Below are 18,358 nucleotides of genomic sequence, written 5' to 3'. Positions count from 1 at the left end.
TATACAATACCACATCATAATATGATTATCTTTTTTGAAATGGTTTCATAATTTCTCTTAATTTTTAAAACGTAGCCTCCAGAAGAAATTAATGAGACATCTATTAGTACCTTATTTGATGTACTTTTCACTTTCAGTACCATTCTACCTGAAACATCGTATAATTCTACTTCATCGATATTTCCTTTTGTAGAAGAAATAACAAACTGATCTCCATTTCTGTACACTTGTAATTGATCTTTCAGAGGGTCATTAACTGTCAAGATTGATTCTGGTTTGTATATAATTTCAAAGCGACCTGTTTGTTCTCCTGCATTTGCTGGAAAACTATAACTTCCCTGACTTAAATTGGTTATAATTCCAGTTTGAAAATCTTTCAAATAAATATTTTGCCCGTTGTCAAAGATGCCTTCTTTAGTTCCCAAGCGAATCTTGTAAGTTCCCGAAGTAAAAAAGCGATTTCCAACTTTCAGGACATCAGTGTCTGTAAATATGCTTCTTCCATTAATCACCACCTTCTCTTCACCAGCATTGGTAAATAAGGCATCTGAAACTGAACTTTCCATCTTCGTATCATCGAGGGAAAATTCATTCGTTCCATTATCAAAATAGACAATAGCATTACTGAATCTAAGGTTTGCAGGCGTTACCATCTCCAACCAATATCTATTATTAATTGAATCTACGGCACTTTTCCCAAAAAACTGAGCGTCAGTTTGATCCGTAATTCGATCTGCATTGGTAAAATTAAGGGATGCACCAGAAGCGGTTGCTCTAGCGATAAAACCTTGACCGATTTTTAAAATTCTGTTCGGAGCTTTAATGCCCGAAGGTTCCGTACCTCCATTTCCTGGAGCGGGATTTCCAGAACCCATATTTCCCGCAGCAGGATTATATATTGCATAACTGTACCCCATATAACCAGTCCCTAATTGAGACTGTTCTGTATTAGAGGTATTATCCCAAAATTGAAACTTAGCTTCTATACTGGTAGAATTTGCGTATAATTTATTCAAATCAAGATTGGAAGGATAAGGATTTCCTACCAGATTATAGCCGTGAGCAGTATCTGTAAATGCCAAAGGAAAACTTAAATTTCCTACATAAGGTTTTCCTGTAAATTTAGCAGTTAGAGGTCCCGGTGACGTACTTGGGTTTCGCACAGCCAATCCACGCCCTTCAATATACGCACCTGAAGAAGTGTAAAATTTGTCATTACTCTCATTATAATATAAAGCCGCAGTTGTTTGACCAGGAAAAATGCCTCTAAGATTTTGATTGTCAACTGGTGAACTCCAATATACATATTGATTAAATGTACTGTTTGGAACTGTTGCAATCCTTTTAACGTTGATATTACCAACATTTGTTGCATCAGCATCTTGCATCAGTTGCGCATTATTTTCAAGGTTGAAGATTCCGTTGCCATTTACTAAAACTGCTCTTCGTGAAGTGATAACGTTGGGAGATAAACCTTCTAAAGTAGATGGAATGGTTAATTGTCCCGTATTTGCAATCGTGGTTATTTGATTGACAATGAGATTTTTACCACCAGCTTCTACATTTGTGCCGGAAACTTCCACGTTATAATATTGTTTTGCAGGCGTACTTGTTCTAATTTTTGTTGCCGCAGAACCTGCAAACTCAACTGTTCCAGCAGAAATCGTGTACATTCCTGATAAGGAGGGTTTGGTACCTGCACCAGAGACCACATATCTTCCGCCGAGCATTATAAAGTCACCCCGTTGTATGTCTGTTTCTCCATCATCGAGAGCACCGTTATAATTACGGAATCCAAAATTTGGTTGGTCAAGCACTTTGCCCTTTTTGATTTCTAAAACACCATTAACTCCAGAAACGGTACCAAAAGTTGTTGTTCCACTTGAAGTGAATTGTAAATCATCTTGAGCAATGTTTTGCGTATCTAATTCCACAATGAGTTTACCTGTAATTTGATCTGGAATACCATTTCCAGTTACTTGGTTGGTTTTTCCGATATAATGGTAAGTAGCACCTTTATCAAAAGTTCTACCTGAAACAGGTGTTTGAACATTTCCTGAATTAGCACCTGCAGCAGCTGTTGTTACACCATGTGGAGAAGTAATTTTTAGAATACTTCCTGATTGAGCATTGAAAGTTTGCAATGTACCATTTGCAGTTAAATTTAAAGCAACTGATCCATTATATCCAAAATTTAATATTCCCCCATTTTCAACTATTATTTTGGAATTAGTTCCTAGTGCAAAATCTTGATTAATTAGTTTCAAATTAGCACCATTTTTTATATGAATTGGAATATATGCAAAAGATGAACTCGGAACATAATTAACAGTTTGTTCAGACAATCCAACAAAATTAAACGCACATGAAGCAAATGAAATTGTATTACTATTGTATAATCTTCCAGCTAAAATATTTAAATTTCCTTTCAAATTCAGTGTGAAAATAGATCCCCCTGAATTACCTTGAATCATATTAACAATACCATTATTTATAATAAAATCACCATCTATATTAAATGTAATATTATTTGCACTTGATGTTGTGTAAGAAGAAAATCGAAACTCACCATTACCTGTTCCGTTCTTAATAAAATTTCTTCTTACATTTAATACGGAATTTCCCGCTCCTGTTTGATAGGTTACATTGAAAGAGGATGTATTTGTATTTACAATAAGATCTCTACCTATTCCCATTGTTACAGAATTACCACTAAATAAACTAAAGTTAGATATTGCTGTATAATTGATATATAGGTCTTTGTGCGTTAAATTAAAATTAGCATCTGTTGGTAGAAAACTACTCCATCCGTTTGCAGCTTCAAATACTAATTGTCCGAAAAGTGCCGTGTAGCCATCATAGGTTCTTGGAGTAACAACGGGAACTCCTAATGAAAATGTAAATAAATTAGCTGAACTATTTATCAACTTAAATTTAAAGATAGATTCTGGCTCAAAGTCTTCATCACCTTTCCAAATATTTGTTGAAAGATCAGCAACTGAATAATTTACTACAACTGTACCACCATTCTCTACTTTAAATCTTCCATCATTCGTAATCTGATTATCTAATGTTAAAGTACCACCTGTTTTAACCGTAAGATTTTTAGCAGTTGCTGATGCCGTAGTTGTAACCGTATGGGCATTTAGAATTTCGATACTAAATGCTGACGATGTTGGGGCCAAAGTGGAAGGATTAACCCAAGTGTTTCCATCACTAGAAGATTCCCAAGTACTTGCAGAAGACCAATTTCCCGAAGTTCTTGTTTTAAATCGGTCTGTAGCGGCAGAAACTAAAGTAATATTAAAAGTGTTAGAAGTTGCACTAGTTAGTCCTGTGAAACTCGCAGTTAGAGAACGTCCTGTTCCTTGGGCGGTATGTACAATAGCATTAAATGAACCCAGACCACTTATCGCTGTAGCATTTGCAGGACTTATATTTAAAGTTCCGTTAGAGGTAATTTCGACTAAACTACCAAAATCCAAATCTCGATTTCCATTGACGTCGTTTGCTGACAACGTTACCGCAGGCGACATTGCAACATTTACATTGGCGTTACTCGGTTGTTGTACAAAAGCCAATCGATCTGCGGTCACCTCAATTCTGATATCATCACCTGATGAAGAGGATGCTGCGCCACCTGCATTGGTTGCGGCAAAAGTAGAAGCAGTTGATGCTGCACTTGTAGTTGCAGTAACGCCCAAAACAATCTGTTGATTATCTGTAACTGCAGTATTAAAACTTACTCTTACACTGAAATCTTTTGTTCCATTATCCGGCGCTAATAAATTTAAACCAGTAAAAGTATGAGTGGCAGCACCTGCTTGTTCCGCAATTTCGATCGCGCCGTCATACAATGCTATTCTTCTGATATTTGAAAAGTTAGACGTGCTTAAAGTTAGTTGTGACAAACTGGTGCCTAAATTATCTGCATCTGCAGATGCACCACCATCACGAATAGTAAACTTAGCAATTTCGATATCATTTGCGCCACCATTTATATCTGTTGCCTGATAATTAGCGTAAGGAATATTTTGTGGATAGACGTATCCACTTTTAATGACAATATCAGATGCCGCACTTGCTGTTCCTGTTCCTGTTAAATTAATAAGATAGGGATTTTCATTGCTGTCATTATTTGCGATAGACAGTTGCGCGATCTTAGCTCCTAAAGTGGTGGGAAAAAAGGTCACAATAAATGATGTAGAAGAATTTCCTGTAATCGGCGAAATTGTAGCCGTTTGGTTAATAGTAAATTCGGCAGCATTAGTTCCAGAAATTACAATTTTTGGAGTACCTGATAAAATCAAATTCGCTTCACCCTTATTTTCTATGGTGAAAGTAACCGCAGAGCCAGAGGTTCCAGAAACTTGATTTCCAAAACCATAGGTTCCACCAGTAGCAATATCAGTACTTTGTTTGATATTAATTTCTTGTGCAGTTTGTATCGTTAAAACGCCACTATTTGCAGAACTTGTCCAGAAATTATTATTGGTACCGCCATACTTATATTCTGTACTTCCGACCACCTGAAATCTGGAAACATAATAATAAATTCCTACTGGTCTTGCCGCACCTCCAATATTGGAAAAATACTCAAAATTGTTAGCAATTTTAGTATTGTAGGTTGCTGGAATCCACGTCCAAGATGCAAAATCACTTTCTGTCGTAGCATTGGTTGTTGAAATACCGATCCACGCATTTATTTTTGAACTGTCCACTGTTGCAATATCTGTAATGCCGGCTTTATAAGTTTGAGCATATACATTAAAATCTGTTCCTTGTGTAATTGTTCCAGAATATGGACTTTGAATATTGGCATATCCAACTACATTGGAATTGATGGTTAAAGTTCCACTGATATTAGTAGTTCCGTCCCAGAAACCTCCATTATAGCCACCATAAGTGTAGGAACCTGTACCAATTTGGAAGCGTGATGCATATCGATATGTACCTGGATTTAAATTTTCTGTTGCAGAATTTATTGTTGTCGCATACTGATCATCATTAAGTTCTTGGGAAAACCAAGAGGCAGGTATCCACTTTGTCCAGGTGTTAGGATCGGAACTTGCTGGTGCATTTTTAGGTGAAATTCCAATCCAGACTTGTAAGCCAGGAGGAACTAATGGTAATACTTCCGTCAAACCTGCTTTATAAGCTTTTGCATATACGGTTTCGGTGGTTCCACCTTCTGCGATAGTTGTATTAGATGGAAATTGCAAATTTGCAAATGTCAATGTTTCATTAGCAAGTGACGTCCCACTAGTTGTTCCACTGTAAGCAGTTTCCACAGTAGCACCATTTCTTGCTTTTGTTTCAAAGGTGTAAGTAGTTGATGGAATTAAACCTGTAACGGTTTTTGTACCCCAGGTTGCAGCAGTCTGCCAAACAGTAGCTGTATCTAGAGTTCCATTTGCCTGAACAAAATTTCCTCCTATTTCATACATTGCATATTCAGTAGTTGCCGGATTTCCATTGGCATTGATGCTCACATTTAAACTTGTAGAAGTAGGTGTAGCGACGGTTGGCGCAGATGGAATATTGGCTAAAGTATAAAATGAAATTTCTGTTCCGTAAGAAGTCCCTACAGAATTGGTTGCATAGGCGCGGTAAAAATATTGCGAATTAACAGACAAAGAAGTTAATGAAGAAGTGAAACTTCCTGTAGTTCCTGTCTCTGAAGTTCCCGTAGTAGGAGCTGCAGTTGTTCCAAATGCAACCCCTCTTGCAGTTACTGTTGCACCACCATCTGCGGTTACATTTCCACCGCTATCTGCAGAAGTTGTCGTAATTGGGTTTGCTGATGTGGTTGCAACCGTTGGAGCTGTATTGTTTAAAGTCCATTGTGCAAATAGAGTTAATGCATTTGCAGGCATCGCAAATGTAGCACCTGCTGCATACAAGGTTCCAGAGCCATCTGCTGCTGTATTCCAACCGCTAAAAGTAGAACCTGTCTTCACCAAAGTTCCTGCACCTAAAACAGTCACCGTAGAACCAACAGTATAAGGACTGCTTGAATCTGTAGGCGCGGTTCCGCTTGTGTTGGTATTACCATTATAAAAAAGTGCATATGTTGCAACACTTGGTAAAGTATTGGAATATTCTATATCATCAATGTAAATTGTTCCAGGCGCAGTTGAACTTGCTTGATGATTAAAAGCAAAAGAATCGATATTAGCATTTGCACCTAAAACACCTTTATTTAAAGCAGTTCCAACTCTTACGCCATTAACCCATAAATCCCACTTTGCATTTGCCAAAGAATAAGATGGTCCTGCTCTAACATAGTTAGTGGTCGCAGTTGTATTATTCATATAAATCTCAACAGCATATTCATTAGAAGTACTTTGAGAAAACAGTGTTGTTGGATTAGTTAAACCAACAGATGTTGATGTTGCATCATTTAGATAAGTGTAACTTACCGTATTAGAAGTACCAAAAGACCAAGTTACTTGCGAGAATACTTGACCAGTTGCAATAGCATTATTATCTGAGAAAGCTAGACCATCACCCAATGACAAATTATATACACCATTTGTACCACCATTAAAAGCTATTTTAAATTTCATGTATCCAACTTTACCACCAGGATAGTCATAAATTGAAAATTTAGAAGTAGAAGTACTTCCTGTATTAGAAGTAAATTGTACCTCTGAATTTGTACCTATTGCAATTCCAGGATTCGAAAGTGTAAATGCACCTGGATTAGTACCAACTCTTACTCGTGAAGTACCTGCACTTGGGGCAGGCAAGAAGGTTGTTGAAGCGGTAGAACTAGTGAATGTTCCGGTTCCTGTCCCAAAGTTATAATTCCAAACCTGCCCCCAAACTCCCACCGAGCTCAGCATTAAAAAAGCCGCGAGTAAATATTTTTGAAAGGTTTTGAAACAGGAGATTGCACTAAGTGTTTGGCTCCTAGAAGGAACCAAAGAGAATAAATTTGTTTTCATCATTTTGTGTTAGGCGACAAATTTACAAATTTAACTTTATCAATTGATTACTATTTTTCAACATTACATAACGTATTGCTAAAATCAATTACTTTAAGATACATAAACCTCAATATTTTTCGCCTCAACCTTCACTTTTGGTAATTTAAAAAATTTCACTTTGAGTACGAGCGCGGAAAGCAAATTTCATCCCCCAAGAAAAACCCTCCGAAGAGGGTTTTGAAGAGGTATTATCGAATGATTTTTTTGTTGTTTACATTTCCATCTGTGGATTTAATGAGAAGAATATAGACACCACGCATAAGAGAGGAAGCTTCCAGGACCGCCCGCTTTTGATTTGGTGTAAGGACTTTTACTAAATTTCCAGACATTCCATATACTTCTACGCTTGCAATTTCTTTCGGAGATTGAATAATGAAATGATCTTGATTGCGATAAACTTCGATTTGTTCTTTTAATTTATGATCTGTTAATAAGAAATTCTCGCGCTGATAAATAATCTCAAATCTTCCGGTATTTTCACCTGCTTTCGCTTCGAAGGTATAACTCCCTTCACTCAAGTTAATCAATTTTCCGTTTTCCGTGTCTTTTAAATAAATCTGCTGACCCGCAGCAAAGATTCCTTCTGGTTGTTGAAGATTAATGGTGTAAGTACCATTCTGATAAAAATTAGCGCCTAATTGAACGTGGTCTTCTTTTTTAAATTGCTCAGCTCTTCCCTGAACAATCAATCGTTTGTCTTCTAAGGTAGAATAAAACAGATCAGAAGTTAAGGCCATTGGTTCTGCATCAAATGCATTATCAAAGGAATTTGTTGCACCTTCGAAATATCCAATCAATTGGCTGTTCACAATTTTATCAGGAGCGGTGAGCTGAAGCCAGAAGCGGTTTTTAGCAGAAGTATTTTTCTGATAAAAAGTTCCTGTAGTAGCAACTCGTACAGGCGCAGTGCCGTTCATATTTTTAAAGGTTAAAGTTCCCGAACCAAAATTTGTTTTCTGAACAATAAATCCCTGACCAACTTTTATTATGCCATCAACTCCTGCATCATTAGATCCTCCTTTGGTATAAACCACATAATTACTGCCGTCGTAGCTTGATCCTCCTTGTTGTGGACTGTATATTTTGTTCGTCCAAAAGTACACTTTAGGCTCAATGATTGTGGAATTCACATTGTGCAGTTCATCAAAATTAATATTGGAAGGATACGGATTACCGACGAGATTGTAGCCATGCACGGTTCCACCTGAATTTGGGGAGCGATTAATCGCAATACCAATATCTCCATTATTTGGTGGACCTATAAATTCATAGGTTTTATTATATCCATTGAGAGTGCCATTAGTCGGTCCGTTTTCTGCCCGAATAGCATATCCTTTTCCTACTGCAAAGTTTCCTGCAGCCGGAATAAAAAAATCGTTAACTTCATTATACTGATAGATTCTATTCGCAGGAGTTAGCGGTGAGAAGGACTGCAAATTTTGCCCAGAAACTGGGGAACTCCAAAAAACGAAATCTACTGCATAAACCAAAGGATCAGGACCTGGATTGTTTCGCAATTTGGTTACCTCACGTTGTGCTTTAAATAAGCCTGGACCCGTGTAATTTCCTGCAGCCCGTACTTGAATTAGATTACCCTCACTTTCAACTACGATGCTTCCATTATTTAAAATATGATCTTCAACTTTCACATAATTATAGGCGGAAACAGTAAGGGATTTATTCAAATCAACTTCGCAAGAACAAGCATCAAATGAGCCCTCTGTTGAAGTGAAATAGTCACCACGTATTACAGCTGTACGATTATTACCATCTGCTATAGAGGGTTTTCCCGCATCCCAGCCTTTTCCAGCCTGATACACTGATTGCCCAGCGACGGTGAGGGTTACATTTCTGGTATTTGCCAAAGCAGTATTTGCAGAAGGCGTGGCTTTCAAAGAAAAAACGTAATCACCTGCAACGGTCAGGAGCGGCAGCATTGGGTTTGTACTTGTAGTGTCTGCGAAGCTAAAATTAGATCCAAGCGGTGATGAGATTAAGTGCCATGTAAAGCTAATTGTACCCAGTGCAGGACCATACTGAATTGCGTTTCCAAATAACTGGGGCGCGGTACTATTAATTAAGCATAAGGCTGAAGGAAAGGCACCGGGACTGGAGAGTAAGCTACCTCCATTTCCATTAACATCGGGAAAATCACCCGCAACAGAACTGCCGTGACCGGTACATGATGTATACTTAATAACACCTATATATAAAGCAGTTTGTGCGCTGCAAGTGTTAACAGCAGTTGAAGAAAGCCCTACAACATAAGAATTATTACAAGTGCTTGCTGGAGCTGGTTTTGTGATTACCAATGCTGAATTTTGAGGGATATAAAAACCGAAATTGCCATCCCAAACCATGGAACCACCATCAATCCATAATTTGTACGTAGTTGGAAGTCCAAAATCATCATTTATAAAAAGGACCCCTTTAATAAGAAGATCACCAATATTATAATTTACTCGAGGGTCATTCTTCTTGGCACGAATTGGTGTTTGTATGGTATGGCAATTTAAAATGGTTACCGAAACATTACTCGCAGTTTGTCCTGGATAAGTAGTAGATGTTACCCAAGTTTCTGGTGACAAGTTTGTACATTTTTCCCAGCTTCCTGGAGTCGTCCAATTACCAGAGGCTTTAGAACGAAAATCACCAATTGTTTGTGCTGAGGAAATTATAAAAAATAGGGTGAATAAAAAAGATAGAAAGACTCTTTTCCCGAAAGAGAACTCTTCCAAAAAGGTAAATTTTGTTTTCATGATGTTGTGTTTGAAAATAAAGTGAGTTGTGTACGATATTAATCAGTAAAAGTGCTTGCTTAATTAAGCAGGTTTAACCATTCAATTTTTGGTATAAAATATCCACCGTTTGAAGACCATAAACTGGCTGGTTCATGGAAAGAGAAAAATTACTTCTTCTCTATTACAGATCAAATAACCAGGGCCTGCCGAGGGTGTAATTTTTTGCTGTTTTTCGTCTCCATAGAATAATTCCCCAAACAAATTATTATAAAAATGTAATCAAGTGGAAAAACATGATGGAGAAAGGCCTTAAAAATTTAAGGTCTTCTTGACTGTAAGATGGGGTGTGGAAAGTTGAGGAAATGGAAGTACGCCGCAGGACCATACATTCCAAAGGTGTATTAATTTTTTCATCGTGTGGTGTTTTGTGTGTTTGTGTTTTACAGAATCCTTAACTTTCTAAAACAATAGTTAACGATTCTATAATGCAAACTTAAGAACTTATTTCCACATAATGCCATTCAAATCATCGAAATTGTAGAAAATTATTCTACTGGAGTGTGATTAATCCTCATCACGCTTTAAAACACCTGCTATTTACAATAGTAGCAATTGCAAATAAAATTATTTCTAAATTAATATTTTATAGGAAAGTTGTCATTTACTGATTCAATTCAGCAATTCTCCATAATTTCGAGGAGCGTATTTTGTTGATAGTTCATTCTATTTGAGAATAAAAAATTAAGTACTACATGCCAAAAAAAAAGCCGAACGCTATGTTCGGCTTGTTTATAAATCTTCTAATGAACTATTTTTTTATTTTTTTGGTGGTTATTTGTCCACCTTGATTAATTTTCAGCACGTAGATGCTGTTCACCATTTTTTCCGCAGAAATAATTACTTTTAAAGAATTCGCATTAGCTGAATAGATCAGTCTTCCCGAAACATCAAATACTTCCACATTGGAAATTTTCTTGTTTTGAGCGTGAACAATAAATTCATTGCCCTCTCTGTAAACGGTCAATTCATCTTTGGAATTAGTCTGTACTGCCAAAACCATATCTGGTTTGTACACAATTTCAAATCGACTCGCAGTATCTCCAGGTGTTGCGGAGAACGTGTAACTTCCTTGATTGAGGTTCGTAAGTATTCCAGCCTGTTTGTCTTTCAGGTAAACGTTTTGATTGTTTTCAAAAATTCCTTCAGCACTTTCCAAAGATATGGTATAGATTCCGTTTTGATAGAAATTGGCACCTAAAGAAATTTTATCCTCATTTGTGAAAGTCTGCCCTTTACCTTGAATCAATAATTTTTGGTTTCCAAGTAAAGAGTAAAAAAGATTGGAACTTAAGGAGAAAGCTTCGGCATCGTAATCCATTTCAAATCCGTCTGTTGCTCCAGCAATGTACCCAATGAGCTGACTGTTCATCAAATTATCTGGAGATTGAAGTTTGAGCCAGAATCGGTCTTTAGTTGCCTCGCCGCGGGAATAGAAAGTACCCGATGTTGAAACACGAAGATCCAGGCCTGGTCCATAAGAATTCTTAAAATTTAACGGGTCCGTTCCCAAGACTTTTTTCTGCACCAAAAAGGCTTGACCCACTTTTACAGTTCCAGTGGGCACTACAGAACTGTATATAACATTAGCAGGCACGGTTGCCGCCGTTCCGCCAGTTCCGTTGTACACTGCATAATTATTGCCGCTGTAAGTAGATCCTTGCTGAGAGGGTATGTAGGTGCCATTAGTCCAGAACCAAATGGTTTTGTAAATTAAACCACTATTTGCGGCGTGGAGTTGATCGAAAGAGATATTGGAAGGATAAGGATTCCCCACCAAATTATACCCATGAACATAGGTAATACCTCCAGAAATAGTGTTAGCAGATCTTGTGATGTTAAAATTGACATCCCCATTGTTTGGAGTTCCCCTGAAATTATACGGTTTACTGAATACCGCACCTTGATTACTTTCTGCCTGTACTGCATACCCTTTTCCTGGTGTGAAGGTAAGATCACCCGTTTCATAGAAGCGGTCATTGGATTCTCTGTAAGTAAAGAATCTATTATTAGGCGTTCCCGGAGAAAAACCACCTGCACCTTTAGTTTGCTGACCAGCAACTGGGGAACTCCAATACACATAATCTACGTTTGTTCCGGGTTGATAACGCAAATTTGTCACGGCTCTTTGTGCCGTCATCTTACCGGAGTTGGCAGCATTGCTGTTAATCTGAATTAAATTGGCATCGCTTTCCAACATTAACTTATCTTCATTACCTAATGTAGCCGTTTCATTTTTAATATAATCAGTGACGGTCAATGTTCGGTCTTTCTTGATGATTAAACTTCCGCCTGGCTGAATGGATATGTTTTTAGCCAGACCATTTCCGCTAGAAATTAATAATGGAGATCTCACAATAACACAGGTATTCAGAGTAGGCAATACTGCATTTGGTTTCCATTTGGAGGAATCAGACCAATCGCTAGAGGCGGAGTTCCAAATTTTATTGCTATTGGTTACGGTGATATTACCTGCAACCGGACAGCCATTCCCTAAAGTAGCGGTAGCACTGATATTCCAACTCGTAGCACTTTCCATCTGATCCAGAGTAGGTCTAATATAAACCGCCTCTATTGGAGTACCTTGCGCGTATAAAGTAGTAGCGCCTGCATCAGTATAAAAATTAAGTGGATTTACACCTGGATCCCAACTAAATGAAGGTTTTAGCTTTTTTTCACCATAAAGCTGTATGTCATCTACAGCCACACCATCACACCATTCTCCATGGTAAAGAATGCGTACTTTTAATGTACTTTGACCCGCATAACTATTAAGATTAAATGTCAGCTGTTCGAATCTTGTTCCAATGCCTTTATCTACGATTAAATTTCCAGCAGGAACCGTTACCCAATTGTCACCTGCAGCATTGGTAGCCACCTGAACATCTATAAAATCTTTGGTGGTTAAAGTACCATCTGGGTGGTATCGGGAATAGTACATTTTAAAGGAAAGGGTAAGATTCACATATTCTAAAGCACTTTTCTGTGGAGATACAAGTGCATTCTCTGCAATACGTGGATTATTGGCACTGATTTGACCGATATCCGAGGAGGCCATGACAAATTTATTTCCATTGACTCCCGAAGAAAGTGCAGGGAACCAGGTTTGCGACGAACCTGTACCATAATTTACGGGAAAATTAACGCTTGACAGAGATTGCCATGAAGATCTGGAGTTGATGGTTGTTCCATAATCTGGACCAGTTCTTACATTGCTAAAAGTGCCAAGTCCACCAGCTTCAAAATTTTCGTTAATTAAGTAATCCACTTCATTTCCTCCCACTGCGGAGAGCGTAATGACGGAATTTTTTCCGCACGATTCTGCTACAGACGGCGTAAAGGAGACCGCAGGAACTAATTTGATGTTTGCTTTAACAGGAATCCGAACAAGTGATGGACAAGTTCCATTGTATGCTTCTACATAATAGGTTGTAGTTGAATTAATCGACGGAGTATTCCATGTTGTCGTGGTCCCGCCAGTTGCAGGCGCAGAAGTTCCAACTAATGTACCACCAGTTTCTGCACTATACCATCTGAATTCAGTAATACCGCCTCCAGATGCTGTTGCGGTAAGAGAAACTGCACCTGGTCCACAATGAAATTGATCTTCATCTTTCCCAACAGACGTTATTACTGCTGTACAGTTGGCAATCACCTGAATTAAATAATCTTCGGTTTCCCCGTTGTTATTAATATTGTTGCAACTTGTAAAACCACTTTCACTTTTATTGATTCTTATTCTCAATCTGTAATCTCCTGGTCCATAAGGGATAATACTGGGGTTTGTTGGAATAATAACTCCGAACGTGGTTGAAAGCACCATTGCATTCGATTCATATACCATCTCTCCAGCATCAACAAAATCGCCATCTTTATTCCAATCAATCCAAGCCCTGTAGTAAGAATCGTTGGTCTCATCACCGTTTACATCTAAAATACTGTTACTTTCTACATACACATTGATTCCATTCCCCATAGCCTGACGTGTTTTATTGGGAAGTGTAGTATAATTTTGATATCCAAAAGGTGCCACTGTGGCATATCGATTTCCTGCAGCCTGATCATTATTTACATCATTTAAGGTCCCAAGAAATCTTACTTTTTGAATATAGGTTCCCGCACTCTGAGTTCCGTTGCTAACACTTGCTGCGCAATAACTTAAAGGCAAAAACACATTTCCAGTCAAAGGAGAAGATTCTAAATACAAGGGTCCCCCTGTACACACGAGGTTAAACGAGTAAATATAAAAATAGTAAGTTGTATTTGGAGTTAACCCTGTTGCAGAAAAAGTGGTATTTCCATCATTATCAACTACGGTGTAACCGGCGCCCAATGTAGCCCCAGTTGTGTAGGTCGTTCCATTCACAGGAGCACTTGGCGGTATAGAGGAGGTACTGCGCACCACTAAATAACTATTGGGTGCAGGAGAAGCTGCCGTAAACGTTCCGTTAATTTGTGAAACTGAAACAGCAGTTAAGTTTAAACCAGTTGGTTGTGTAGTAGGAGCTACACATATCGTTGCAGGAATAATTTTTAATTGGTAATCTTCTACTTCTCCATCAAAACCTGTTAAACAGGGGTTGGTGCTTGCAGCGTTAAATTGAGACTGAATTCTCATTCGCACTGTTCCGGTTGTTGCACCTGCAGGTACTGTTATGGAAAGTGGGGATAAACTTGTATTTCCATTTGTAACGTTTGTTGCAGATCCTAAACTATAATTTTCGCCAGCATCTGCAAAACTTCCATTACCATTCCAATCGATATACGCGGTCTGAAAATCAATATAATTTCCACCTGTATTTACTTTAATATTTAAACTATAGGAAGATCCTTTTATTACCGTTGTATTAAGGCCAGTAAAATCTGTGTATCCTGTATTAACAGAGGTGTCTAAGTTATTTATAGTATTAAAAGTTACACCAGTGATTCCGTTTTGAAAAGTACTTCCCGAAGAAGGACAGTAGCAGGGTGCATTGGAAGTGGTAAATGACCAGGTAACCGGTGTGCCACTTGTAATCCCACAAGCATTTCGTGGCACTACTTTCCAATAATAAGTAGTATTTGCAAGTAAGACTCCTGTAGAATAAGTTGTTGTAGCAACGTTGGCAGTGATACTTCCTGGTAAACTACCTGCACCAAAATAAACATCATAGGAAGTAGCTCCTGTTGTTGCACCCCAAGAAATACTTGAGATAGCTCCTACACCAGAATAACATACTCCTGTTGCATTGTTTGCTGGGGCTGGACTTGCAGAAGTAGCAGAAGGCGCAGTAGATATTGTTTGAACAGGTGTCGTAAAAACTGTATTTCCCGGTCCTCCCCCATTATTGTTGTTTCCAAACCAGAATTGACCTTCATAAACAAGATCAAAAGTAAGATTATTCGTTGGTCCAACTAAAGGAGCACCATATGTTCCTCCAACATTCGCGGAAGCGGTTATCGGAAAAACATACGTTTCAGTAGCACCAGGTACTAAGTTTTTTGCGTCAACTCTAACATTGTAATCACTCCAACTGGCACCATTCGTATTCCATTTAACACCAACATTAAAATCTTTTCCGCCCTCATCTGTCCACGGCGCACTACCAATATTTTTGATGGTTACACTAACATTTCTAGTTTCACCACCACACCAAATATTTGAACCTGGATCAGCAGAGATAATTTGTGCGCGATAAAGCGGAGGAGTCCAGGTAAAAGTACGTCCTGACGCAGGTAGTATTGATGATGAATAAGTACAAGAAGAACTATTAGCAGTTCCTGTTGTTGTACTTGCCCAATTTGATGTAGTTAATCTATTATTATAATCAATGACTGCAGAACCTCGTAATCCCACTTGTGCTGTGGTAGAGGTTGCGGTTGCAGTATTTGTTCCATATATAATATCGATTTTATTTGTCGTCTCATACAAACGTATTTGAAAATTAATTCCATCAACTTTTAGTCCGGATGAATATCTACCCACATTTGACCACTGACATACATATATCCTATTTGGAGCAGTTCCTAGAACTTCAGATCTTACGGTTGAATTTAAATTTGCTCCGAAAGCGGAGATTGCAAAATTTGTTGCACCTGTTGATAAAGGAGTGTATTGATTTGCAGCAGGCGCATTTGCGCCTAATACCAAAAATCCATTTGTACTGGGTCTTGCGACTGTATAATCAGTGCCATCGTATGTGAATGTAAATGGTAATGTGAATGAATAACTTGCGTTATCTACCGCACTTGCATGTAGTGATCCACCAATTATTGGAGTATATGTTCCGCTAGATTGAGAAAAGGTATAATAATTGGCAACTTGTGCAAAAGCATTTGCTCCGAAAAAAGCGCATAAGAATGTAAGAGCTATTCTTAAAAATAGTAAAGATTTATTCATATAAATATATTATTAAAAAGCAGTAGCAAAATTAAACTTTTTACAGAATAAACAATGAATTATTGAGAATTATTTAGCTTTTTGAAACAATAATCAGTTATCTTTCACATAAACACACAAAAAAATACATATTCTGCAATAACGATTATACAGACATAATAAGTTTTATAAGCAAATAACTGACTGATAAAAACTTATTGCATTTAATATCGCAATGGTAAACAGTTATGTTTAAACATATTAAAAGTCGCACACGCTATCAATTATTTTTTAAATGAAGAACCAAATGCCTGAATTTTCAATCATACTTCTTGTATGCAACAAAAAAAAAGCGCCTTTAAAAAAGACGCTTTTAAGCTATAAAAAGTGATTGAAATTACTTCCGAATTTTACGAGTTTGAATTTCCCCCGTTATCAGGGTAACTTTTAAGACAAACATGCCTTGCGTTAATTTTTCTGCATCCAAACGCCATTCTTTTTGGGAGCCGTTCCGTGTCAGTATTAATCTGCCACTGGCATCGAAAAGCGCTACTTCTGTAATATTTTGTCCTAAATTACGCACCACAAAATCATTGCTGTCTCTGTAAACCTGCAAAGATTCTTTTACGGTAGAATCCGTTGTTAAAATGCTTTCCGGTTTGTAAATAATTTCAAATCTACCGGTGCTTTCTCCGGCATTAGCACCGAAGGTATAATGGCCTTCACTGAGATTGGTGATGATGCTGGTTTGTCTGTCTTTTAAATAAATATTCTGACCATTGGCGAATATTCCTTCCACGGCATCGATGCCGATGGTGGAGGTACCACTCACAAAATGTTGCGATCCTAAGGGAATCACATCCGTAATCACCATGGTACTTCTGCCCTCAATGGCTAATTTTTCATTCTCTACCCTACTGAATAGCGCATCTGAACCGCCCATGGAGCGGGAATCTTCCGCACCAAATAAATTGTTGCCACCCGAGTAGTGAACCACTGCCATTGTAGAAATTATTCCGGAAGGTGCAGTCAGTCTTAGCCAATACCGATCATCCTCTGCACCAGAACCCTGTTTTCCGAGAAAATCAACCGGTGTAGTTTCAGCGGTTCTGATGGTGTTATCGAATTTAAACGAATAGGTAGATTTTAAAGATCTGGTCATAAAACCCTGACCCACTTTTAAAATATTGGTCGGAGTTTTTGTACCGACAAGCGTTCCATTACGAGCCCCTACAGCGGCAGTTCCGGTTCCAACACTTCCGGCAAGCGCATTGTAGATTGCGTAAGCCTGACCTTCATAAGAACTTCCCTGCTGTACATAAATATCGTTGGAGTTATTATCCCATAGGTAAAAGGAAGCACTGATATTATTTAGAGTATTGCTGCCATTCAGCGTGTACAATTTAATCAAGTCAATATTAGAGGGATAGGGATTTCCCACCAGGTTATACCCATAGGTGGTAGAATTGGGATCAATATCACGGTTGGCAATTCCGAAAATAAGATCTCCGGTTTGGGGCACGCCCTTAAATTGAGCAGTGGTTTTGCCGCCGGTTAATAGGGTGGTGGTTGGCGGTTCCTTCACGGCTAAGCCTCTACCCGGAATATTAGCACCAGAGGAGGTAGAGAACGTATTTGATGTTTGATTATAAAAGAGAACCTGGGTATTGGTTGATCCTGGAAAAATTGTTTTGTAAGTCTGTCCGGCCGCAAATGCAACAGGAGTACCTACATAATTGTATTGTAATCTTGCAGCGCCAATTTTAAATTCCCGTTCGGATGTGAGGTTGCCAGTGTTGGTATTAGTCGTATTGATCTGGATGAGGTTTGCATCGGATTGGATGATAAAATTGCTACCATCTCCGAGGTTGGTAATTCCGTCCTTAACGGTTAATGAGGCTGTAGTAAAGACTTTAAGGGAAGCCGATGCATTTACTTGAAGCGTACCGTCTTGAGAGTAGGTCATTATCGCAAAGAGCAATGCAGAAAGAATGGGTAGTTGTTTTTTCATGATGATTTCTTTTATAGAATCCGTAAGCTGTTCTTAAGAATCAGAAAAATGCGAGGGAATTTTTTAGGTTGTTGAATTGAAAAAAGATCAAAGAGGAATGAATAATAAAGCTTTAGAAATAAGATAAACAAAAGCAGTTTTTGAAATACCATTTGGTCAAAAATCACCATCTTAAATATCAGCAATCGTCCTTATTAGC

At 38.1% G+C, this 18,358-nt stretch carries 4 protein-coding genes; all 4 read right to left on the bottom strand.

The window, feature by feature from the left end; all coding sequences use genetic code 11:
• Nucleotides 1-14 precede the first annotated feature (14 nt).
• Nucleotides 15-6,953, bottom strand: a complete 6,939-nt coding sequence (locus RCH13_RS04245) for a choice-of-anchor D domain-containing protein (protein WP_326985988.1) — start codon at nucleotides 6,951-6,953, stop codon at nucleotides 15-17.
• A gap of 227 nt (nucleotides 6,954-7,180) precedes the next feature.
• A complete protein-coding gene (locus RCH13_RS04240) occupies nucleotides 7,181-9,751 on the bottom strand; it encodes a T9SS type A sorting domain-containing protein (protein WP_326985987.1) in 2,571 nt (856 codons plus the stop codon).
• 790 nt (nucleotides 9,752-10,541) lie between these two features.
• Nucleotides 10,542-16,169, bottom strand: coding sequence for a GEVED domain-containing protein (locus RCH13_RS04235; protein ID WP_326985986.1), 5,628 nt, complete (start codon nucleotides 16,167-16,169; stop codon nucleotides 10,542-10,544).
• A 376-nt stretch (nucleotides 16,170-16,545) separates the two neighbouring features.
• Nucleotides 16,546-18,159: a hypothetical protein gene (locus tag RCH13_RS04230; RefSeq protein WP_326985985.1), complete on the bottom strand. Its 1,614-nt coding sequence runs from the start codon at nucleotides 18,157-18,159 to the stop codon at nucleotides 16,546-16,548.
• Nucleotides 18,160-18,358: the final 199 nt, after the last annotated feature.

The sequence above is a fragment of the Chryseobacterium sp. MP_3.2 genome, from assembly GCF_035984805.1.
Taxonomy (GTDB): domain Bacteria; phylum Bacteroidota; class Bacteroidia; order Flavobacteriales; family Weeksellaceae; genus Kaistella.
The sequence above is the reverse complement of the archived record's forward strand: the minus strand, read 5'-3'. Positions and strand labels throughout refer to the sequence as shown.

Excerpts from the sequence above, each read along its gene's own strand:
- RCH13_RS04245 (WP_326985988.1), bottom strand. The coding sequence starts at position 6,953 with ATGATGAAAACAAATTTATTCTCTTTGGTTCCTTCTAGGAGCCAAACA.
- RCH13_RS04240 (WP_326985987.1), bottom strand. The coding sequence starts at position 9,751 with ATGAAAACAAAATTTACCTTTTTGGAAGAGTTCTCTTTCGGGAAAAGA.
- RCH13_RS04235 (WP_326985986.1), bottom strand. The coding sequence starts at position 16,169 with ATGAATAAATCTTTACTATTTTTAAGAATAGCTCTTACATTCTTATGC.
- RCH13_RS04230 (WP_326985985.1), bottom strand. The coding sequence starts at position 18,159 with ATGAAAAAACAACTACCCATTCTTTCTGCATTGCTCTTTGCGATAATG.